We start from the raw sequence: 20,794 nt of genomic DNA, 5'->3' as shown, positions 1-20,794 counted from the left end.
GCAGCCCGTCCGAGCGGCGCAATGCCGGCCTGATGACCCAAAGGGATGCCATGAACGCCCAGACTTCGATTTCCGCAGCTGCGATCCCCTTCGCGGTGCCTGCCAGCCGCTGGGACGACTCGGTCGCGGCGACGCTCAGTCCCGCGGAACTGCTGCTCTATCGCTCGAACCTGCTCGGGAGCGACCTGACCGTCACGAACTTCGGCGGCGGCAATACCTCGGCCAAGCTGGAGGACGTCGATCCGCTGACCGGCGAGAAGGTCGAAGTGCTGTGGGTGAAGGGATCGGGCGGCGACATCGGTTCGATGAAGCTCGATGGCTTCGCCACGCTCTATCAATCGAAGCTGCTGGGGCTCGAGGCGCACTATGCGGGGCCCGACGACGACGACAGGATGGTCGGCTACCTGCCGCACTGCACGTTCAACCTGAACGGCCGCGCCGCCAGCATCGACACGCCGCTGCACTCGCTGCTGCCCTTCGCGCACGTCGATCACGTCCACCCCGATGCGATCATCGCGCTGGCGGCCTCCTCGGGCGGGGAAGCGGCGACGCAGGAAATCTGGGGCGGCAAGATCGGCTGGCTGCCGTGGAAGCGCCCGGGCTATACGCTGGGCGTGATGCTGCGCGATTTCGTCGCCGCGAACCCGGGCGTCGAGGGCGTCATGCTGGCGGGCCACGGCATCATCTGCTGGGCCGACAGCGCCAAGGCCTGTTACGAACACACCGTGTCGCTGATTGCGGATGCGGCGAAGTACCTCAATGCAAAGCTGGCCGAAAAGCCCGCGTTCGGTGGCCAGAAGGTCGCGCCGAACCCCGATCGCGCCGCCATCGCCGCCGATCTGATGCCCCGCCTGCGCGGTTTCATGACCGGCGCGCGGCGCAAGCTCGGGCACTACTCGGATGATGCCGAGGCGCTGGAATTTGTTGGCTCGGTCGATTTCGAGCGCCTCGCCGCGCTCGGCACCTCGTGCCCGGACCACTTCCTGCGCACCAAGATCGCGCCGCTGACGCTCGATTCGGCGCGCCTTGCCGACGATGCCTATCTCGCCGAGCAGATCGCCGCCTATCGCGATCTCTATGCGGCCTATTACGAGCGCTGCAAGCGCGCCAACAGCCCGGCGATGCGCGATCCCAACCCGGTGGTCGTGCTGGTGCCGGGCGTGGGCCGCATCACCTTCGCCACCGACAAGACCACGGCGCGGCTGGCGGGTGAATTCTACGGCAACGCCATCAACGTCATGCGCGGCGCCGAGGCGATCGGCGACTACATCGCGCTCGACGAGCAGGAAGCCTTCGACATCGAATACTGGCTGCTCGAGGAAGCCAAGTTGCAGCGGATGCCTGCCCCCAAGCCGATGGTCGGCAAGATTGCGCTCGTCACCGGCGGCGCGGGCGGCATCGGCGCGGCGACGGCCGCGCGCTTCCTGCGCGAAGGCGCCTGCGTGGTGCTGGCCGACCGCGACGCCGATGCGGCGGAGGAGGGGCGCGCCGGTTTCGCCCAGCAGTACGGCAAGGACGTGGTCCGCGCGATCGCCTGCGACGTGACCGACGAAGCGCAGGTCGCCGCCGCGTTCGACTACACCGCGCGCGAGTTCGGCGGGCTGGACGTGCTCGTCGCCAATGCCGGCATCGCTTCGTCGGCACCGATCGAGCAGACCACGCTCGAGCTGTGGAACCGCAACTACGACGTGCTGGCGCAAGGCTATTTCCTCACCGCCCGCGCCGCCTGGCCGCTGCTCAAGCGGATGAAGGCGCAGGGCGGTTCGTCGGTCGTCTTCATCGGCTCCAAGAACGCGGTCGCCGCGGCGGCCGGCGCATCGGCCTATGCCTCGGCCAAGGCGGCGGCCAACCACCTCGCGCGCTGCCTTGCGCTGGAAGGCGCGCCCGACGGCATCCGCGTCAACGTCGTGAACCCCGACGCGGTGATCCGCGGCAGCAAGATCTGGGACGGCGACTGGCGCAAGGAACGCGCGGCCTCGAACGGGATCGACGCGGGCGACGAACTCGAAGCGCACTACCGCAACCGCTCGATGCTCAAGCGCGACGTGCTGCCCGAGGACATCGCCGAAGCCGCCTACTGGCTCGGTTCGGAGGCATCGGCCAAGTCGACCGGCAACATGATCAACGTCGATGCGGGCAACGTGCAAGCCTTCACGCGCTGACGCGATCGGAGAGGATAAGGTAATGAAAACAAGAAAATCCGTTCTGCTTGCCCTGACAGCCATCATCGCCGCGCCTGCCGTCGCGCAGCAGGGGCCACCGCCCTCTGAGCCGGCGGCCGCGCCGGCCGAACTGGGTGCGATTGCGCTCTATGGCGACAAGACGCCCGGTTCGGCTGCGACCGAACAGTGGGTCAAGTTCATGGGTGGCGACCTTGCCGTGCGCAATGTCACCCGGCCTACCATCACTCCGGTCCTGCCCGATCCGGCGAAGGCCACGGGCGCGGCAGTGGTGGTCGCGCCGGGCGGGGCGTTCATGCTGCTGGCAATGGATCACGAGGGGTGGAACGTGGCGCGCGCGCTGGCCGATCGCGGCATCGCCGCTTTCGTGCTCAAGTACCGCCTCAACCCCACCCCGAAGGACGAGGCCGAAGCGGGCAAGTTCATGTTCGAGCAGCTCGGCAAGGAAGTCGGCCACCCGATGACCGGCGACCTCTTGGGCAAGTCGTCCGCTCCGGCCGATGGCAAGGCTGCGATCGCGTGGGTCCGCGCCCATGCCGCGCAATACGGGATCGACCCGGCGCGCGTCGGCATGATGGGCTTTTCGGCAGGCGCGATGACCACGCGCCGGGTGGGCCTCGATGGCGACACGCCTTCGCGCCCGGCCTTCCTCGGCTACATCTACGGTCCGCAGGATGCCGAGCCGGTGCCTGCCGACGCGCCCCCGATGTTCGATGCGATTGCGCTCGACGACAGCCTGTTCCCCAGCAAGGGCTTTCCGATCGCGCAAGCCTATCTCGCTGCGAAGCGTCCGGTGGAAATCCACGGCTACCAGACCGGCGACCACGGGTTCGGCCTGGGCCGCCCCGGCACGACCACCACTCTCCTGATCGATCAATTCACCGCGTGGCTCTCGATGCAGGGCTTCCTCACGCGAAAGGACAGCAAGTGACTCTTCCCATCTCGGCAGACCTCATCGCGGAGCGCAACGAGGCGCACCGCGAGGCGCTGGAGGACGACTACGCCGCATTGGGGCGCAAGCTGGCGCGCAGCGGCATCGACATCGATGCGATCAAGGACAAGGTCGCTGCCTTCTCGGTCGCGGTTCCTTCGTGGGGCGCGGGGCGTGGCGGCACCCGCTTCGCCAAGTTCCCGATCCCCGGCGAGCCGACCAACATCCACGAGAAGCTGGAGGACTGCGCCGTCATCCAGCAATTGAGCCGGGTTACACCGCGCGTTTCGCCGCACTTCCCGTGGGACAAGGTGAGCGACTACAAGGCCCTGCGCGAGGAGGCCGCCAGTCTCGGCCTCGGCTTCGATGCGGTCAATTCGAACACCTTCCAGGACCAGCAGGGGCAGGCGCATACTTACGCCAACGGCTCGCTGTCGGCGCAGGATGCTGCGACACGCCAGCAGGCGGTGGACCACAACATCGAATGCATCGAGATCGGCAAGCAGCTGGGCTCGACCGACCTTACCGTGTGGGTGGGCGATGGCACCAATTTCCCGGGCCAGCAGGACCTTGGCCGCAGCCTCGACCGCTATCTCGATGCGGCGGCGCAGGTGTATGCGGCGCTGCCCGAGGACTGGCGCATGCTGCTCGAACACAAGATGTTCGAGCCGGCGTTCTACTCGACCGTGATCAGCGACTGGGGTTCCTCGATCCTCGCCGCGCAGGAACTGGGCCCCAAGGCCAAGTGCCTCGTCGACCTTGGCCACCACGCGCCGAACGTCAACATCGAGCAGATCGTCGCGCGGCTTCACCGCTTCGGCAAATTGGGCGGCTTCCACTTCAACGACAGCAAGTATGGCGACGACGACCTCGATTCCGGCTCGATCAACCCGCACCAGCTGTTCCTCGTGTTCAACGAACTGGTCGAGGCCGAACTGAACCCGCGCGCCAATGAACGTGAAGGGGGCTTCAACCCCAGCTACATGATCGACCAGTCGCACAACGTGACCGACCCGATCGAATCGATGCTGTCGTCCGCCGAAACGATCACCCAGTGCTTCGCCAAGGCGCAGCTGGTGGATCGCGCTGCGCTTCATGCTGCGCAGGAATCGAACGACACGATGATGGCGTTCCAGGCGCTGCGCCGGGCCTACAACCTCGACGTCGCGCCGATCCTGGCCAAGGCGCGGATGGAAGCGGGCGGCGCGATCGACGTGCTCGAAGCCTATCGGCTCAGCCAGTACCGCGGGCGCAAGGCGCAGGAACGCAAGGCCGTGGGCCTGGGCGCGGGCATCGTCTGAGACCCAAACGATAACAAGAATACTTCGGGAGTGAGCAGCATGAACTTTCGCCGCGGTCTTTCGCTCGCCAGCCTCCTTGCCAGCACCACGCTGCTCGCTCCGGCCGCCGTGGCAGATGCGCCGGCGGGGCCGGCCAAGGCGGACACTGCGCCCAGTCTCGAGCAGGAGTTTCAGGATCCCCCGATGGAGGCGCGGCCGCGCGTCTGGTGGCACTGGATGAACGGCAACGTCACCAAGGATGGCATTGCCAAGGATCTGGCCTGGATGAAGCGGGTGGGCATCGGCGGCCTGCAGAACTTCGATGCCGGCCTCGCCACGCCGCAGATCGTCGATCACCGGCTGGTCTACATGACGCCCGAATGGAAGGACGCCTTCCGCTTCGCCGCGTCGGAAGCCGACCGGCTGGGTCTCGAACTCGCCATCGCGGCGTCGCCCGGCTGGTCGGAAACCGGTGGGCCTTGGGTGAAGGCGCAGGATGGCCTCAAGAAGGTCGTCTGGAGCGAGACGGTTATTACCGGCGGCAAGCGCTTTGCCGGCAAGCTGGCTGCGCCACCGCAGGTCACCGGCCCGTTCCAGGATCTCGAAGCGTCCGATCCGATGGCTTCGCTGGAGGGTGGCCATGCCTTCGTCTCGCCGCGGTTCTACACCGACATCGCGGTCTTGGCCGTGCCGCATGCAGCCGTCGCCGATCCGCTGCCGCAGATGGCCGGTCTCGATGGAAAGACGCTGGACGCCTCCGCGTTGAACGACGCCAGCCTGGCGACCGGCATTGTCCTGCCACGCGGGTCTGCGCAAGCGCCGACGACGCTTGTCGCGACCTATGCCATGCCGCAGTCGATCCGCTCTGCGACGCTGTATATTCCGGGTGCCAAGGCGCTGTTTGCCGGTGCCACCGTCGATCCCGTCCTGGAATCGAGCGATGATGGCAAGCTCTGGCGCAAGGTCGCCGATATCCCCGTCAGCGCCGCCCCGACGACGATCAGCTTCCCGGCCGTCACGGCGCGCCAGTTCCGCCTCGTGCTCAAGCCCGCGCCGTTCCGTGGATCGAACCTTGGCGATGCGATGCCCGGTGTCGAAGCGGACAGCGGCTTCATTGCGATGATGGCCGCTGCCGCGAAGGCGCCGTTCGACATCAAGCAGTTCCGCCTGTCGTCTTCGGAGCGCGTCGACCAGTTCGAAGCCAAGGCGGGCTTTGCCATCGAGCGCGACTACTACGCGCTGGGCATGCCCGATCCGGCTGCCGTGGGCATCGATCCCGCAAAGGTCATCGACCTTACCGCCCGGATGAAGCCCGACGGCTCGCTCGACTGGACGCCGCCCAAGGGTTTGTGGCGGGTGATCCGGCTCGGCGCCAGCCTGCTTGGCACCACCAACCACCCGGCGCCGCCCGAGGCGACGGGGCTGGAGGTCGACAAGTTCGACGGGTCGGCGGTGCGCGGCTATCTCGAGCACTACCTTGGCATGTACAAGGATGCGGCCGGTCCCGACCTGGTGGGCAAGCGCGGCGTGCGCGCGCTGCTGACCGATTCCATCGAGGTCGGCGCGGCCAACTGGACGCCGAAGATGGTCGCCCAGTTCAAGCGCCTGCGCGGCTATGACCCCACGCCGTGGTTCCCCGCGCTGACCGGTACGCTGGTCGGCAGCCGGACGCAGTCCGACGCCTTCCTGCGCGATTATCGCCAGACGCTGGCCGACCTGATGGCCTCCGAGCATTATGGCACCATCGCCAGGGTCGCGCACGAGAACGGCCTCAAGGTCTATGGCGAAGCGCTGGAGGACAACCGCCCGTCGCTGGGCGACGACATCGCCATGCGCAGCCACGCCGACGTGCCGATGGCGGCGTTGTGGACCTTTTCGCGCAAGGCGGGGCCAAACCCCAGCTATATCGCCGACATGAAGGGTGCGGCGTCCACGGCGCACATCTACGGCCAGAACCTCGTTGCGGCGGAATCGATGACCTCGGCGCTCGCGCCCTGGGCCTATGCGCCGAACGAGCTGCGCCGCATCATCGACCTGGAGTTCGCCAGCGGCGTCAATCGCCCGGTGGTCCACACTTCGGTCCATCAGCCGGTCGATGACAAGAAGCCCGGCCTGTCGCTGATGATCTTCGGGCAGTTCTTCAACCGGCATGAAGCCTGGGCCGAAATGGCGAAGCCGTGGGTCGACTACATGGCGCGTTCCTCGCTGCTGCTACAGGCGGGGCGCAACGTGGCCGATGTCGGCTATTTCTATGGCGAGGAAGCGCCGATTACCGGGCTTTATGGGCAAAAGCGCGTGGCCGACGCGCCGAAGGTCCATGCCTATGACTACGTCAACCGCGACGCCCTGTTCGAGGCGCTCGAGGTGAAGGACGGCGAGGTCGTCAGCAAGGGCGGGGCGCGGTACAAGGCGCTGTACCTTGGCGGGTCCTCACGCAAGATGACCTTGCCGACGCTGCAGCGGCTCGCCGCGCTGATCGAAGCGGGGGCGACCGTGGTGGGCATGGTGCCCGAAGGTTCGCCCAGCCTCATCGACGATCCTGCGGCGTTCAAGGCGCTGATTGCAAGGCTGTGGGCTGGCGGCCCGGTCACGCAGATCGGATCGGGACGGGTGATCGCCAGCAGCGACATCGACGCCGCGCTGGCCGGCGCAGGGGTTGCGCCCGATTTCCGCATGGATGGCGCAAGCAAGGATGCCGAAGTGCTTTTCGTCCATCGCCAGCTGGCCGATGGAGATGCCTGGTTCGTCAACAACCGCAAGCAGGCGGACGAAACGTTCGAGGCGCACTTTCGCGTTACCGGCAAGCAGCCCGAACTGTGGCATGCCGATACCGGGCAGATGGAACCCGTGTCCTATCGGATCGCCAACGGCGAGACGATCTTGCCGATGACGCTGGCGAAGGAAGCTTCGGTCTTCGTCGTGTTCCGCAAGCCTGCCCGGACCGACGCGCTCGTGGTCGAAAAGCCAACGCAGGTGGCGATAGCCTCGCTGGATACGGCGTGGAACGTCGCTTTCCAGGCAGGCCGCGGCGCACCCGCGACGCTTGCCCTGCCCAAGCTCATCCCGCTGCAGACCGCGAGCGATCCGGGCGTGCGGTATTTCTCCGGCATTGCCAGCTACAGCCGCACCTTCGACCTCCCGCGGTCGGCAGCGCCCGGGCGGGCCGTGTGGCTCGATCTGGGTGCGGTCAGCGATATCGCGCAGGTTTCCGTCAACGGCGTCGACGTGGGCACCGTCTGGCACGAGCCTTATCGCCTGGATATCGGCAAGGCCGTCCGGCGCGGGCGCAACCGGCTCGAGATCCGCGTCGCCAACACCTGGGTCAACCGGTTGATCGGTGACGCACAACCGGGCGCCACGCGGATCACCTGGACGGCGATCCCCACCTATCGCGCCGATGCGCCGCTGCGACCGGCAGGGCTGATCGGTCCGGTGCGGTTGCTGCGAGAGGATAACCGCGCAATACCGGGGCAATGATCGATCCCCGCGCCCTGCTGACGTTCCATGCCGTTTGCGAGGCGGGGACGATCAGCGGGGCGGCGCGGATGCTCAATCTTTCCCAGCCGTCGGTTTCGAACGCTATCGCCGCGCTGGAGGCGCGGATCGGCGCGCGCCTGTTCGATCGATCGCGCAGCGGGATCGTCCTGACGGCCGAAGGGCAGGCGCTTTCGCTGCGGGCGCGCATGCTGAACAACCTGCTGCGCGATGCGGAGAGCGAGGTTGCCGGGGTCCGCGCGGGGGTCTGGGGGCCGTTGCAGATCGGCGGCACGCCCGGCGCGCTGGTCAGCCTGCTGCCACGCGCCATCGGGGCGTTCGACGAACTCGGGATCAAGGTCAGCCTCAACGTCATCGAGCGGCCGGACAGCGTGCTGAACGACATGTTGCGCAGCGGCGACATCGAACTGGCATTTGTGACGACGGAAATCGGGGAAGTGGCGGAAGACCTGATCGAAACGACGATCTCGCGCGATCCTTTCACGCTGATCGTGGGGCGCAAACACGACGACCTGCCCGACCGCCTGTCGCTCGCCGAAACCCGCGACCTGCGCTGGGTGCTGCCGGAAGCACAGGGCGCGTTTCGACGCCAGGTTGATGCGCTGTTCATCGCCAACGGCCTGCCGATGCCGCGCGAAGTGGTGCGATGCGATTCCCTGCTGACGACGAAAGCCATCGTCCGCTCCAGCAATCGCGTAACGATCCTGCCTCGCGCCGTCGCATCGGCGGAGCTGTCGATCGGTGTGCTCCGGGCGATCGTGCTCGAAGATGCGGACTTTACCCGCAGTGTCGGCATCCGCCGGCATCGCGATACCCTTCTGTCCGAAGCGGCGCGCCGGATGCTGCAGAGCGTGGCCTCCGACCTATAACCTGATCCTATGCTTTCATAGCGAATCAGTATTTTTCCTCGCTTCAAAAACGATCAATAGCAACGCCAACAACGCCCCTGCCTTTCGCGCAGGGAGCGCAGGGAGATGATCTATGCGGACGGTGATCCGTAACGCTCGTATTTTCGACGGAGCCGGAAGGGCTCTCGCAGATGGCGCGGTTCTGATCGACGGCGACGGGATCGCGAAGGTCGGCCTCGGGCCGGACGCGCTGGCCGACGTCGATGCCGACACCGTGATCGATGCTGCGGGCCGCACCCTGATGCCGGGCATGGTCGAAGCCCACGCCCACCTGACCTGGGGCTCGTCGGTCGAAAAGATCTATCACCAATTCGTGCTGCCGCCCGAGGAGCTGAAGGTTGCCGCGTGGCGCAACGCCCGCGTGCTGCTCGATCATGGCTTCACCAGCGCCTATTCGGCCGGGGCGCTGGCCGATGGCGTCGAAGTGGAGCTGGCGCGCGCGATCGAGGCCGGCGAGACCCCGGGGCCGAGGCTGGTGCCATCGACGCTGGAGCGCAGCCCCGAGGGGGCGGAGGGCGTCGAGACCGGCGACGTGTTCAACGGGCGGGGGCCCGACGCCATCCGCCGGTTCGTCGCCTACTGCAAGGACGAGGGCATCGGCTCGATCAAGCTCGTCGTCTCGGGCGAAGATGCGCTGAAGCCGGGCACGGCCAAGGACATGCTCTACACCGCCGAGGAGATGGAGGCGGCAGGCGCTGCGGCCAGCGATGCAGGACTGTGGATCGCAGCCCACGCCTACTACCCCGAGGCCATCGATCTGGCGCTGAAAGCCGGCGCGCGGATCATCTACCATGCCTCCTACGCCGACGAGGCGGCTGCCGACGCGATGGTCGCGGCCAAGGACACCACGTTCTACGCGCCGTCGCCCGGCGTCTCGATCGCGGCGCTCGAGGCCACGCCGCCGCCGCACATCGACATGAGCGCGGCCAAGGCCAGCGCTGCCGAGCGCATGGAACTGGAACGCAAGCTGGTCCCGGCTCTGAAGGCGCGCGGGGTGAAGATCCTGATCGGCGGGGACTACGGCTTTCCCTTCAATCCCAACGGCCGCAACGCCCGCGATCTGCAGATCTTCGTCGATCACTTCGGCTACACGCCCACCGAAGCGCTCGTGGCCGCGACCAGGCTGGGCGGCGAATTGATGGGCCTGCCGGTGGGCGAGGTAAAGGAAGGCTATCTCGCCGATCTGCTGCTGGTCGATGGTGATCCGACCGAGGACGTCGCCATCCTGCAGGACAAGGCGCGTCTCGCGATGATCATGAAGGGCGGCGTGCTCCACAAGGCGCCGGCCGCCTGATGGACCAGCCGATGTACGACGTTGCCATCATCGGCTGCGGCCCTGTGGGCGCGATGGCGGCAAACCTGCTAGGGCGCGCCGGCCTCAACGTGGTCGTGCTCGAGAAGGAGCGGACCCACTATCCCCTGCCGCGCGCCGTTCATCTCGATCACGAGATGATGCGGCTGTTCCAATCTGCTGGTGTGATCGAGCGCGTCGAACCCGACATGGTCGCCACCGACGGTCACCTGCACGTCGGCGCCGATCATGGCACGATCCGCTACATGGGCACGGTCGGAAAGCCGCGCCCGTTCGGCTGGGCCAACGACTACTTCTTCTACCAGCCCGAGCTGGAAGCGCACCTTCGCGCGGCGTTTGCCGACAACGGTGCAATCTCGCTCCAGCTGGGCGCCGAATTCCTGAGCCTCCGCCAGGGCGAGGGCCAGGTGACGGTGGCCTACGCGCAGGATGGGGAGGGCAAGGAAGTGATCGCCCGCTGGGTGATTGCCGCCGACGGTGCGCGCAGCCCGGTGCGCAAGGCGCTCGGCGTCGTGCTCGACGACCTTAAGTTCGAGGAGCCCTGGCTGGTCGTCGATGCCGAAGTTGATGGCCCCGTCAGCTTCCCCCAGATCACCGGCGTGCCCGATGGCGCAGACCTGCAACGCCTTTCGGTGATGATGTGCGATCCGGCGCGGCCGGCCACGGTGGTGCCGGGGCGTCGCAATCATCGTCGCTGGGAATTCATGCTGCTGCCGCACGAAGACGATGCGGCGATGATGCAGCCCGAAGCCGTCGCCGCGCTTGTCGGCGCATGGATGAAGGATGTGCCGCACCGGATCGTGCGCGCCACGACCTATCGCTTCCATGGCCTCGTCGCCGAACGCTGGCAGGTCGGCAACGTGTTCCTCGCCGGCGATGCCGCGCACCAGACCCCGCCGTTCTTCGGGCAGGGCATGTGCCACGGCCTGCGCGATGTCGCCAACCTGGCGTGGAAGATGGCGGCGATTGCACGCGACGGCGCGAGCGAGGCGCTGCTCGAGACATACCAGCCGGAACGCGATCCCCACGTGCGCGCGGTGATCGGCGCGGCGGTTGCCGCCGGGCGCTACATCTGCGAGCTGGACCCCGCCAAGGCCGCGGCCCGCGACGCGGAAATCCGGGCGGCTGCCGCGCAAAAGCAGGGTGAAACCGCTGCCGACCTCATCCCCGCCATTGCCGACGGGATCGTGATCGCCGGCACGCCCGGCGCTGGCGAACGCTTCATCCAGCCGCTGCTGACCGATGGTCGCAAGCTCGACGATCTCGCCGGGCACGGCTGGCGCTTGTTCACGCGCGATGGGGATCTTCCCGACAATGGCGCGGTGGCAGCGTGGCTCGATGCGCGCGGTGTGCCTGCGGTGCTCGTGCGTCCCGACCACTATGTGTTCGGGACGGGTGAGGCACAGACTCTTCTCGAAGCCCGGGCAGCGATGCTCGGGACCAGCCTGACGGTGGCGGCATGACTCTCTCCCTCCATGCCGCCCAGTCCATCATCGCCGGCGCGCTTGATGCTGCCCGGCAACGCGCGGCCAAGCCGCTGGCGGTGGTGGTGCTCGATGCTGGCGGCCACCCGGTTGCCTTCGCTCGCGAGGACGGGGCCAGCCTGTTCCGCTTCGACATTGCCCGCGCCAAGGCGATGGGCGCGATCGGCATGGGCGACAGCACGCGCGTCCTGGCCGAACGGGCCAAGGGCAACCCCATCTTCTTCCAGAGCGTCACCGCCGTTGTTGGCGGCGATGTCGCCTTTTCGCCCGGCGGCGTGCTGGTTCGCCATGCAGGCGCGATCGTGGGCGCGGTCGGCATCAGCGGCGATACCGGCGATTGCGATGAGGAATGCGCACTGGCTGGGCTCGCTGCCGCCGGTTTCAGCACGGAGTCCGAAAAGTGAAGTTGCGCAGCATCGAACTCGCGCTGCCCGATCCGGCGGGCGCGGCGGCCTTCATGGTCGACGTATGGGGCCTGACCGCCGCCGATCAGCGGGGCGATACCCACTACCTGCGCGGCACGGGCACGTTCCCCTACCTCGTCGCGTTCGAGAAGGCCGATGGCGAATTCGTCCGCTCGACCACGTTCGTGTGCAGCGAGGATGAACTGGCGGGCATAAAGGCGCGGGTTGCAGCCAAGCGCTGGCCTGCCAGATCGGTCGTCTCGACCGATCCGGGCGAGGGCCACGGACTGCTGGTAGAGCTTCCCGAAGGCACCATTTTGCGCTTCCTCGCCGGAACGAGCGAAGTCGCGCCGATCAAAGGTTTTACAAAGTCCTCCAAGCGCGTTTCCCCGGTCAAGCTGACGCACGTGGTGTTCAACGCCGCCGACGCCGAGGCGATGGGGCATGCGGTCGAAGACGTGCTCGATTTCCGGGTTTCGGACCGCACCAAGGGCATGGTCTTCGTGCGCTGCAACGACAGCCACCATTCGACCGCGTTCGCCCGCGCCGGCTTTGCCAGCCTCAACCACATCGCCTTCGAGATGGACGATCTCGACGCTGTCATGCGCGGCATCGGCTGGATGCGCGACAATGGCTTCGCGCCCGCGTGGGGCCCGGGCCGTCACGGGCCGGGCGACAACGTCTATGCCTACTACATCGCGCCGTTTGGCCCGGTGATCGAATATTCGACGGCGGTGGAAAAGGTGCCGGCCGATTATCGGGCTGGCGCGCCCGACGACTGGACCTGGCCCGAACAGCGGATCGACCAGTGGGGCATCTCCGACAAGGATTTCGAGGGGCTCAGGGCGGCCGAGGAGCGGTTCCGGTGCCACCGCGACTGGGACGCGGACGAAACGATTGAGAATTGATCGACGCGCCTTTGTCGGCGCGACGGCGGTGGTCCTGCTGGCAGGACGCCAGGCCGGCGCGAGGACCGGGCGACGGGGAGAAAAGACAATGACGCAGTACATCAGTTTTCGCCGCCCGGACGGGACCAAGAGCTTCGGCAGGCTCGACGGTGACAGCATCGACGATCTGGGCACCCCCGGCGTCGCGTCGTTTCTCAAGGATGCGCTTGGCGGCGATCTGGCCGCGCTCGCTCCGACCGGTCGTTTCGCCCGCAGCGCGGTGCGTCTTCTTCCGGTGGTGCCCAATCCCGGCAAGATCCTGTGCATCGGGCTGAACTATGCGACGCACGTTGCCGAGACCGGACGCGATCAGAAGGAATACCCTGCGGTTTTCACCCGCTGGGCCGACACGCTGGTGGCCGATGGAGAGCCGCTGGTGCGTCCGGTCGAAAGCACCCGGTTCGACTACGAAGGCGAACTGGCCGTGGTCATCGGCAAGGGCGGTCGGCGCATCGCGCGGGCCAATGCCATGGCCCATGTCGCCGGCTATGCGGTGTTCAACGATGCATCGGTGCGCGATTGGCAGCGCCACAACATCCAGTTCACGCCGGGCAAGAACTTTCCGGCCACGGGGGCCTTCGGCCCCGCACTCGTGACCCCGGACGCGATAGCCGACCTGTCCAGCCTGCGGGTCACGACCACGCTCAACGGGCAGGTCGTGCAGGATCAACCGATCAGCGACCTGATCTGGGATATTCCGTTCCTGATCGAATACTGTTCGACATTTACCGAGCTGCACCCGGGCGATGTCATCGCCACCGGCACGCCGGGCGGTGTCGGCGACAAGCGCAATCCGCCGCTCTACATCAAGGCCGGCGACCGGGTCGAAGTCTCGATCGGCGCGATCGGCACGCTGAGCAATCCCGTCAACGACGAAATCTGACCAACCCGCCGCGCGAGGCGAGGGGGTCTCACGTCGCGCGGCCAATCAATGGAAGTGTGGGGAGAAGATCATGACCCGTTTCAACCGTTCCGCCCTGCTGGGCGGTCTCTGCCTTGCAGCGTTTTCCACGCCGGCCTTTGCGCAGGACGCGGCGCCGCCGCAGGATGCCGCTGCCGCTGTAGCCCCGACCGACGCGAGCGAGATCATCGTCACCGCGACGCGTCGCGCCGAACGTCTGCAGGACGTGCCGATCGCGGTTTCGGCCGTGACCAGCCAGCAACTCGCGGCGACCGGGTTCAAGGACCTCACCAACATCCAGTATTCGTTCCCTTCGGTCCAGTTCGGCCAGACCCCGAACGACGCCGGCTTCCGCATCCGCGGCGTGGGCACGCTGGGCGGCTTCACCAGCTCGTCGGAACTGCCGGTCGGCCTCGTCGTCGACAACGTGGTGATCGGTTTCGGCAACCCGGTGCAGTCGCTGGGCGATCTCGAACGCATCGAAGTGCTGAAGGGCCCGCAAGGCACGCAGTTCGGCAAGAACGCGTCGTCGGGCGTGATCAACATCACCACCAAGCGCCCCGACATGGACAAGGTCTCGGGTTCGCTGTTCGGGTCGTACGGGTCGCTCAACGAACGCGACATCCATGGCTCGGTCAACCTGCCGCTCGGCAAGAACGCCGCGCTGGCCATCTATGCCTTCGACCGCGAATTCGACGGCTATGTCGATAACGTCGTTCGCAACGAGAAGTGGGGCGGCCAGCACAACTACGGCGGTCGCGCCAAGCTGCTGTGGGAGCCGAGCGATGCGCTGTCGATCTACGTGATCGGCGACTATTCGAAGACCAAGACCAAGGGCCCCGGCCAGCTCTGGACGCTGAACCATCTCGATGCCAACCTGACCGCGCCGGGCGGCCTTGTCGGCCTGCCCTTCGTCAACCTCGCCGCGCTCGGCGTGACGGTCGACGAGCATAACGACAAGTCGATCGACGATGGCGCCGGCTACAGCTCGGTCGAATATTACGGCGCCTCGCTCCAGGCCGACCTGAAGCTGGGCGACTACACGCTGACCTCGATCACTGCGTTCCGCGAACAGAAGGAAGGCGCCTTCGCCTTCTCGATCGACGGCCTGCCGTATGAAAAGTTCTATGCCCGTGATCCCGGCCAGACCCGCCGATCCTATTCCCAGGAACTGCGCGTGACCTCGCCTTCGGGCCGGGCGCTCGAATTCATTGCCGGTGCCTTTGCCTCGCGCCAGGAAACCGGCATCGGCCTTGGCCAGAGCGCAATCCTGCGTCCGGCGATGCCGTATTCGACGTTCCCGACCGTGTCGATCACCGCCGGGTACAACCATACCGACACCACGACCAACAGCATCGCCGGGTATCTCGATGGCAAGTTCCACGTGTCGGATACGTTCGCGCTGCTGGGTGGCCTGCGTCTGACGCACGACAGCGTCACGTCGCACAACTACAGCACGGTGGACCCTGATCTTGCGCCGTTCGTGCCGCCGATGCCGTCCAACGGCTTCACGCCGTCGGGAACCGTGCCTTACGCAACCCGTGATCTCACCACCGGCAAGACCAAGGCGACGAAGCTGTCGGGGCGCGCCGGCGCGGAATTCAAGCCGAGCCGCGATCTGCTGTTCTATGCCACCTATGCGCGTGGCTACCTCGGGCCGACGGTGACCTTTTCGGGTCTCACCGGCACGCGCAGCAACGTGAAGCCGCAGCAGGTCGACGACGTGACGGTCGGCGCCAAGATGCAGTTCCTCGACCGCGCGCTGACGGTCAACGTCAACGCCTTCTGGGACAAGTACAAGCAGCTGCAGACCTCGGTGTTCAATGGCCAGGAATTCCTGACCGAAAACGCCGGCGCCGCCGAAGCGAAGGGCTTCGAGGTCGAACTCGTCATGCGTCCGACCCGGTCGCTTTCGTTCAACGTCTCGTACACGTACTCGGACGCCAAGTTCACGGACTACCTGACCGCCTGCACCGATTACCAGAACCGCACGGGTCTGGCCGCCACGGTCTGCGACAGCTCGAGCGGCACGTCGCTGTACCAGGCGGGAGGCGAAGCGCTTCCGGGTGCCCCCAAGCATGCCGTCACGGCCGGCGTGACGTACGAGCAGCCGGTCGGCGACGCGCTGAAGTTCGACTTCGCGATGAATTCCTCGCTGCGCAGCGACGTGTCCTATGCCGTGGGTGATCCCTTCCAGCACCAGGACGGATACGTCATCGTCAACGGCAACATCGGTCTTGGTTCGATCAACGATCGCTGGCGGGTCGGCGCTTTCGTGCGCAACCTGTTCAAGCAGGACTTCAACGCGGCGGTCATCAGCCTCCCGTTCACCAACGGCGGCTACGTCAACTGGCGCACGCGCGAAGCCGAACGCACCTTCGGCGTCAGCCTCGAAACGAAGTTCTGACATGAAGGCGGGCGGCGGCCGGTTGTCGCCGCCCGCAGTCCCTCGCAGCAGGACGAAGCGATGAATCCCGGCTCGATCCGCACAGCCATTGCTGCGATGGGGCGCACGCTTGGCCCCGCCGTCATCGAACAATGCCGCCCGTTGTTCGAACAGGAACAGCAGGCGCTCATGCAGCGCGTGCCCGCTGCTGCGGTGGACCGGTGCTATGGCGATCACCCGCGCCAGAAGCTCGATCTCTACGGCACGGCGGCCGAGGCACCGGTACTTCTTTTCGTCCACGGGGGCGGCTTCCGCGTCGGGGACAAGGGCGGCGCGCTCGATTGGCAGAACGCTACGGTCGGGCGCATGGCGGCCGAGGCCGGCATGCTCGGCGCGGTCATGAACTACCGGTTGCTGCCCGATGCGGCCTGGCCGTCGGGGGGCGAGGACGTGCTGGCCGCGTTCGACTGGCTCGTCGCCAACGCCGCCAGCTTCGGTGGTGACCCGGCGCGGATCGTGCTGGTCGGCACGTCGGCCGGCGCGGTGCACATCGCCACCGCGCTTAGGCTGCGACCCGATCTCGCCGCGGCGGGCCTTGTCCTGCTATCGGGTCTCTACGGCTTCACCCCGCTCGATGACAGGGACCTGCCCTACTACGGCGCGCAGGCCGACTATGCCGCGCGGATGCCGCTCGACGCGCTGGTCGATACCGCGCTGCCATTGCTGGTGGCCTGCGCCGAATTCGATCCGGCGCGATTCCAGGCTGAGTTTCTCGGGCTGATGTCGGCGCGGCTCACCCGCCACGGCGCGATGCCGCGCGGGTACATCGCCAGCGGGCACAATCACTACTCGATGGCGATGCACCTTGGCACCGACGACCGTCGTCTTGCCGACGAGATCGTCGGCTTCATCGGCCAGCACTGCGCCTGACATTGTCGAAAGGAACGAACGTGATCGATCGCCGCACGCTTCTGGCCGCCAGCGCCGCGCTGGGCGCCGTCCCCGCCTTCGGCCGCTCCCCAGCGCGTCAGGACGCGCGCCCCTCGAGCTTTCCCCAAGGGTTCCTGTGGGGCGCATCGACGGCCGGGCACCAGGTCGAGGGCAACAACACCAACAGCGATTGCTGGCTGCTCGAGCATGTCACGCCATCGCTGTTCCGTGAATCGTCGGGCGATGCCTGCAACAGCTTCCTACTGTGGGAGCAGGATCTCGACCTGGTCCAATCGATCGGGCTCAACAGCTATCGCTTCAGCATCGAATGGGCGCGCATCGAACCCGCCGAGGGCGAGTTCTCGATGGCGATGCTCGATCACTACAAGCGCGTGATCGCGGGCTGCCGGGCAAGGGGGATCGCCCCGGTCGTGACGTTCAACCACTACAGCGCGCCGCGGTGGTTCGCTGCGGATGGGGGATGGACCAATCCCAAGGCGCCGCTGCGCTTTGCCCGGTACTGCGAGCGCGCCGCGCGCCACCTGGCCGGCGACATGGCGATCGCGATGACGCTCAACGAACCCAACATCAACCATCTGCTGCAGCTGATCCTTCCGCCAGAGGCGATCGGTGGCATGCGGGCGATGCTCCAGGCGGCCGCCCGCATCAGCGGTTCGACGAAGTTCTCGGTCGCCAATGCGGTCGACCCCGACGATTTCGAGGTGTTCACCCGGACCATCATCGCCGGGCATCGCGCCGGTCGCGATGCGATCAAGGCGGTCCGCCCCGACCTGCCCGTCGGCTTCAGCCTGTCGATGCTCGACGACATCGCGGTCGGCAGCAACTCCCTGCGCGACCGCATGCGCGAGCGGCTCTACGGACCCTGGCTCGAGGAAGCGAAGCTCGACGACTACCTCGGCGTGCAGAATTACGAGCAGGCGCGGTGGACCTCGACGGGGCGGCTGCCGCCCGAAAGGCCCGTTCCCGGCAATCCGATAGCGGCCGACGTCAGCCCGCTGTCGCTGGCAGGCGCCGTCCGCTTTGCCCATTCCGCCACGGGAAGGCCGATCCTGATCAGCGAACACGGCGTCAACACCACCGACGATGCCGTGCGCGTGGCCTTCATCCCGGCGTCACTGCAGGCGCTCAAGGGCGCGATGGACCAGGGTGTGCCGGTTCTCGGCTATCTCCACTGGTCGCTGCTCGACAACTACGAATGGGTTTCGGGCTTCCATGGCAAGCTCGGCCTTGCCTCGGTCGATCCGGACACGTTCGCGCGGAAAGCCAAGCCGAGCGCTGCCGTGCTCCGCCGTATTGCCAGCGCCAACTCGCTCTGAGCCAAGGGGGAGGAAGCTGCGCTTGGCGCCGGTCGGCGTACGTGAGCGGTGCCGAATCCCCCAAGGCCTCGGCAGCGAAGGCGATGCAAGAGCGCGGGAAAAGGTCTCGCCGGCCGCGGGGTCGACCTGATCTAGTGCAAAGATGCGCTCGGCCACGGCGTCCCCGCGCCAGACCCGCGTGTCGTCATGCGATCTTCGGGCCCCAGAATCCCATCAGCGATCGACGGGGATCGAAGAGCCTGTCGTGGACCTCGTGTAGGCCGCAGGCCCGGGCGCTTCACGACAGGCTCTTACGCAAGGCTCGTCCCGCAACCAGGGGAGCATCGCCGTGCTGCGGGCGTAAAAAAAACCCCGCCGGAGCGGGGTTTTCTTGCCGGTTCTTGCGATGGTGGGCGTAGCAAGGATTGAACTTGCGACCCCTACGATGTCAACATAGTGCTCTACCACTGAGCTATACGCCCGCACCATCGAACGGGCCGGAGCAGCAACAGCAAGGGCCGTTTCCGCGCCGGGAGCCGCCCATTAGCCGCGCTGCCCGAGGTTCGCAAGAGGGCAAATGCGCTTTTGCGAACAGGGGCGGCGCAGGCGCCGTCAGTGCAGCGGGCGGCCGTTCCCGGCGAGCGGGGAATCGGCGAAAACCCGCTCCACCTCGAGCACCAGGTCGCGCAGGTGGAAGGGCTTGGACAGCACGCGCGCCTGCGGGGCCTCGCGGTTGGCCTTGAGCGTGACCGCGGCAAAACCGGTGATGAACATGACCTTGGTCGACGGGCTGATCTCGGAACAGCGCTGCGCCAACTCGATCCCGTCCATTTCGGGCATGACGATGTCCGAGAGCAGCAGATCGAAGCGCTCGCGCTCGAGCAGCGGCACCGCAGCGGTGCCGCGATCGACCGACACGACTTCGTACCCCGCATTCTCGAGCGCGCGCGACAGGTAGGTGCGCATGGCTTCTTCGTCTTCGGCAAGCAGGATTCGGATCATGATCAACCTTCATTGCGCTGCGCCGCGCGGAGACCGGCGGCGCATCGCGCGGCTTCTACACGCGCTGCGGTTAAGAATCTCCGGTCAATCGCTCGCAAGTCGACGCGAAGCGACAGGCGGTGCGTTTTGACAGGCGGGGCAAAGCCATGCAGCGTGGCGCGATGCAGCAGGACGAAACGCCGCGCCGCGATTCGGAGTGCCGGACCGGCGGCGCCGTGCCCGGACTCCCGGGGACGCCCGCCTTCACGCTGACCCGGTGCGAGCCTTCGCCGATTCCGGTCGTGGTGGCGGTCCCGCATGCCGGGCGCAGCTATCCGCCGGCGCTGGTCGAGGGGATGCGCCATCCGGGCTTCGCCGCGCCGCGGCTGGAGGACCGCCTGGTCGACCTGGTGGCGATCGAGGCCGCGCGCCGCACCGGCGCGACTTTGCTGGTGGCGCAGGCGCCGCGGGCGATGATCGACCTCAACCGCAGCAGTGACGACATCGACTGGGACATGATCGGCGGCTGCCGCGCCCCGGCGGGCGAGGCCGCTGCGAGCAGCACGCTGCGGCGCGCCCGCTCGGGGCTGGGACTGGTGCCGCGCCGCCTGCCGGGGCTGGGCGAGCTATGGAAGCGGCGTATCGAGCGCGGCGAGCTCGACCGCCGCATTGCCGAGATCCACGCGCCCTACCACGCGGCGCTGGCGCAGGAGCTGGCGGCGGTGCGCGACCGCTGGGGTGCGGCGCTGCTGATCGATCTGCATTCGATGCCGCCGCTCACCGCGCGCCATCCGGGCGAGCCCGCCCCGCAATATGTGATCGGCGACCGCTTCGGCGCGGCCTGCGACGGCGCGCTGGTGTCGAGCGCATTCGCGCTGTTCGCGGCCGCCGGGCTGCGCGCGGCGCACAACCGGCCCTATGCCGGCGGCTACGTGCTCGAGCGCCACGCCCGCCGGCGCGAGGGGATCCATGCGTTGCAGCTCGAGATCGACCGCAGCAGCTATCTCGACGCGCGGTTGTCGGAGCCGGGCGAGGGCTTTGCCGCGGTGGTCGAGCTGGTCACCGCGCTGGTCCGCCGCATCGCCGACGAAGTGGCCGCGATCGGGCGCGAGCGCCAGAGCTGGCGCGCGGCGGCCGAATAGCCGCCAAGACTGGCGCGCAGCCCATGAAAAAACCACCTGGAGCAATGCTCCAGGTGGCCAAGGTTCAGGGAGGAGGTGCACGAAGTGCACCGGTCACGCCGGGCCATGAGGGGAGCCACGACGCAACGCAACAAAGATAGGAGAGCCCCCTGTCCAAGGCAAGAGGTTTCGGGTGAAATTTGAATCGCTTGGCCCTG

15 protein-coding genes, 1 tRNA gene and 1 pseudogene are annotated in these 20,794 nt (G+C 67.1%); 15 read left to right on the top strand and 2 right to left on the bottom strand.

Annotated features, from left to right (window positions below; all coding sequences use genetic code 11):
• The first annotated feature begins 50 nt into the window (after positions 1–50).
• From K3A85_RS11850 to K3A85_RS11785, 14 genes and pseudogenes are all read left to right on the top strand, one after another.
• Complete coding sequence (locus K3A85_RS11850; RefSeq protein WP_225206705.1) at positions 51–2,162, top strand: bifunctional rhamnulose-1-phosphate aldolase/short-chain dehydrogenase; 2,112 nt, start codon at positions 51–53, stop codon at positions 2,160–2,162.
• Positions 2,163–2,184: 22 nt separating this feature from the next.
• A complete protein-coding gene (locus K3A85_RS11845) occupies positions 2,185–3,111 on the top strand; it encodes an alpha/beta hydrolase (protein WP_225206704.1) in 927 nt (308 codons plus the stop codon).
• On the top strand, positions 3,108–4,412 hold the full coding sequence (gene rhaI / locus K3A85_RS11840) for an L-rhamnose catabolism isomerase (protein ID WP_225206703.1): 1,305 nt from the start codon (positions 3,108–3,110) through the stop codon (positions 4,410–4,412). The genes K3A85_RS11845 and rhaI overlap by 4 nt, the downstream gene beginning before the upstream one ends.
• 39 nt (positions 4,413–4,451) lie before the next feature.
• Positions 4,452–7,868, top strand: coding sequence for a glycosyl hydrolase (locus tag K3A85_RS11835; RefSeq protein ID WP_225206702.1), 3,417 nt, complete (start codon positions 4,452–4,454; stop codon positions 7,866–7,868).
• A pseudogene (locus tag K3A85_RS11830) lies at positions 7,865–8,041 on the top strand (helix-turn-helix domain-containing protein); the annotation flags it as partial. The gene K3A85_RS11835 and the pseudogene K3A85_RS11830, both read left to right, overlap by 4 nt.
• A 33-nt stretch (positions 8,042–8,074) precedes the next feature.
• Positions 8,075–8,755: a LysR substrate-binding domain-containing protein gene (locus K3A85_RS11825; protein ID WP_225206754.1), complete on the top strand. Its 681-nt coding sequence runs from the start codon at positions 8,075–8,077 to the stop codon at positions 8,753–8,755.
• Positions 8,756–8,867: 112 nt separating this feature from the next.
• Positions 8,868–10,088 (top strand): amidohydrolase family protein, encoded by a 1,221-nt coding sequence (locus tag K3A85_RS11820; RefSeq protein WP_225206701.1) that lies wholly within the window; start codon positions 8,868–8,870, stop codon positions 10,086–10,088.
• Positions 10,089–10,099: 11 nt separating this feature from the next.
• On the top strand, positions 10,100–11,569 hold the full coding sequence (locus tag K3A85_RS11815; protein WP_225206753.1) for a bifunctional 3-(3-hydroxy-phenyl)propionate/3-hydroxycinnamic acid hydroxylase: 1,470 nt from the start codon (positions 10,100–10,102) through the stop codon (positions 11,567–11,569).
• On the top strand, positions 11,566–11,994 hold the full coding sequence (locus K3A85_RS11810) for a GlcG/HbpS family heme-binding protein (protein ID WP_225206700.1): 429 nt from the start codon (positions 11,566–11,568) through the stop codon (positions 11,992–11,994). The genes K3A85_RS11815 and K3A85_RS11810 overlap by 4 nt, the downstream gene beginning before the upstream one ends.
• On the top strand, positions 11,991–12,902 hold the full coding sequence (locus tag K3A85_RS11805; protein ID WP_225206699.1) for a VOC family protein: 912 nt from the start codon (positions 11,991–11,993) through the stop codon (positions 12,900–12,902). Before K3A85_RS11810 ends, K3A85_RS11805 begins: the two co-directional genes overlap by 4 nt.
• Positions 12,903–12,990: 88 nt before the next feature.
• Positions 12,991–13,824 carry a fumarylacetoacetate hydrolase family protein gene (locus tag K3A85_RS11800; protein ID WP_225206698.1) on the top strand — a complete coding sequence of 278 codons (834 nt, stop codon included), beginning with the start codon at positions 12,991–12,993 and terminating at the stop codon, positions 13,822–13,824.
• Between the two features lie 70 nt (positions 13,825–13,894).
• Positions 13,895–16,249, top strand: coding sequence for a TonB-dependent receptor (locus K3A85_RS11795; RefSeq protein WP_225206697.1), 2,355 nt, complete (start codon positions 13,895–13,897; stop codon positions 16,247–16,249).
• 60 nt (positions 16,250–16,309) lie between these two features.
• The gene (locus K3A85_RS11790) at positions 16,310–17,158 is read left to right on the top strand and encodes an alpha/beta hydrolase (RefSeq protein WP_225206696.1); all 849 of its coding nucleotides are present in this window, start codon (positions 16,310–16,312) and stop codon (positions 17,156–17,158) included.
• Between the two features lie 20 nt (positions 17,159–17,178).
• Positions 17,179–18,495 (top strand): family 1 glycosylhydrolase, encoded by a 1,317-nt coding sequence (locus K3A85_RS11785; protein WP_225206695.1) that lies wholly within the window; start codon positions 17,179–17,181, stop codon positions 18,493–18,495.
• A gap of 386 nt (positions 18,496–18,881) precedes the next feature.
• Here the strand turns inward: K3A85_RS11785 and K3A85_RS11780 are convergent.
• A tRNA-Val gene (locus K3A85_RS11780) sits at positions 18,882–18,956 on the bottom strand.
• Positions 18,957–19,086: 130 nt separating this feature from the next.
• Positions 19,087–19,476: a cell cycle two-component system response regulator CpdR gene (gene cpdR / locus K3A85_RS11775; RefSeq protein ID WP_225206694.1), complete on the bottom strand. Its 390-nt coding sequence runs from the start codon at positions 19,474–19,476 to the stop codon at positions 19,087–19,089.
• Between the two features lie 161 nt (positions 19,477–19,637).
• Here cpdR and K3A85_RS11770 point away from each other — a divergent pair, with 161 nt between their 5' ends.
• Positions 19,638–20,597, top strand: coding sequence for an N-formylglutamate amidohydrolase (locus tag K3A85_RS11770; protein WP_225206693.1), 960 nt, complete (start codon positions 19,638–19,640; stop codon positions 20,595–20,597).
• Positions 20,598–20,794: the final 197 nt, after the last annotated feature.

Source organism: Novosphingobium huizhouense, assembly GCF_020179475.1.
In the GTDB taxonomy this organism is placed as follows: domain Bacteria; phylum Pseudomonadota; class Alphaproteobacteria; order Sphingomonadales; family Sphingomonadaceae; genus Novosphingobium; species Novosphingobium huizhouense.
The sequence above is the reverse complement of the archived record's forward strand: the minus strand, read 5'-3'. Positions and strand labels throughout refer to the sequence as shown.

Coding starts and splice junctions, on each gene's coding strand:
- K3A85_RS11790 (WP_225206696.1), top strand. CDS start 16,310: ATGAATCCCGGCTCGATCCGCACAGCCATTGCTGCGATGGGGCGCACG.
- K3A85_RS11845 (WP_225206704.1), top strand. CDS start 2,185: ATGAAAACAAGAAAATCCGTTCTGCTTGCCCTGACAGCCATCATCGCC.
- K3A85_RS11815 (WP_225206753.1), top strand. CDS start 10,100: ATGTACGACGTTGCCATCATCGGCTGCGGCCCTGTGGGCGCGATGGCG.
- cpdR (WP_225206694.1), bottom strand. CDS start 19,476: ATGATCCGAATCCTGCTTGCCGAAGACGAAGAAGCCATGCGCACCTAC.
- K3A85_RS11810 (WP_225206700.1), top strand. CDS start 11,566: ATGACTCTCTCCCTCCATGCCGCCCAGTCCATCATCGCCGGCGCGCTT.
- K3A85_RS11835 (WP_225206702.1), top strand. CDS start 4,452: ATGAACTTTCGCCGCGGTCTTTCGCTCGCCAGCCTCCTTGCCAGCACC.
- K3A85_RS11800 (WP_225206698.1), top strand. CDS start 12,991: ATGACGCAGTACATCAGTTTTCGCCGCCCGGACGGGACCAAGAGCTTC.
- K3A85_RS11825 (WP_225206754.1), top strand. CDS start 8,075: ATGCTGAACAACCTGCTGCGCGATGCGGAGAGCGAGGTTGCCGGGGTC.
- K3A85_RS11795 (WP_225206697.1), top strand. CDS start 13,895: ATGACCCGTTTCAACCGTTCCGCCCTGCTGGGCGGTCTCTGCCTTGCA.
- K3A85_RS11770 (WP_225206693.1), top strand. CDS start 19,638: ATGCAGCAGGACGAAACGCCGCGCCGCGATTCGGAGTGCCGGACCGGC.
- K3A85_RS11820 (WP_225206701.1), top strand. CDS start 8,868: ATGCGGACGGTGATCCGTAACGCTCGTATTTTCGACGGAGCCGGAAGG.
- K3A85_RS11850 (WP_225206705.1), top strand. CDS start 51: ATGAACGCCCAGACTTCGATTTCCGCAGCTGCGATCCCCTTCGCGGTG.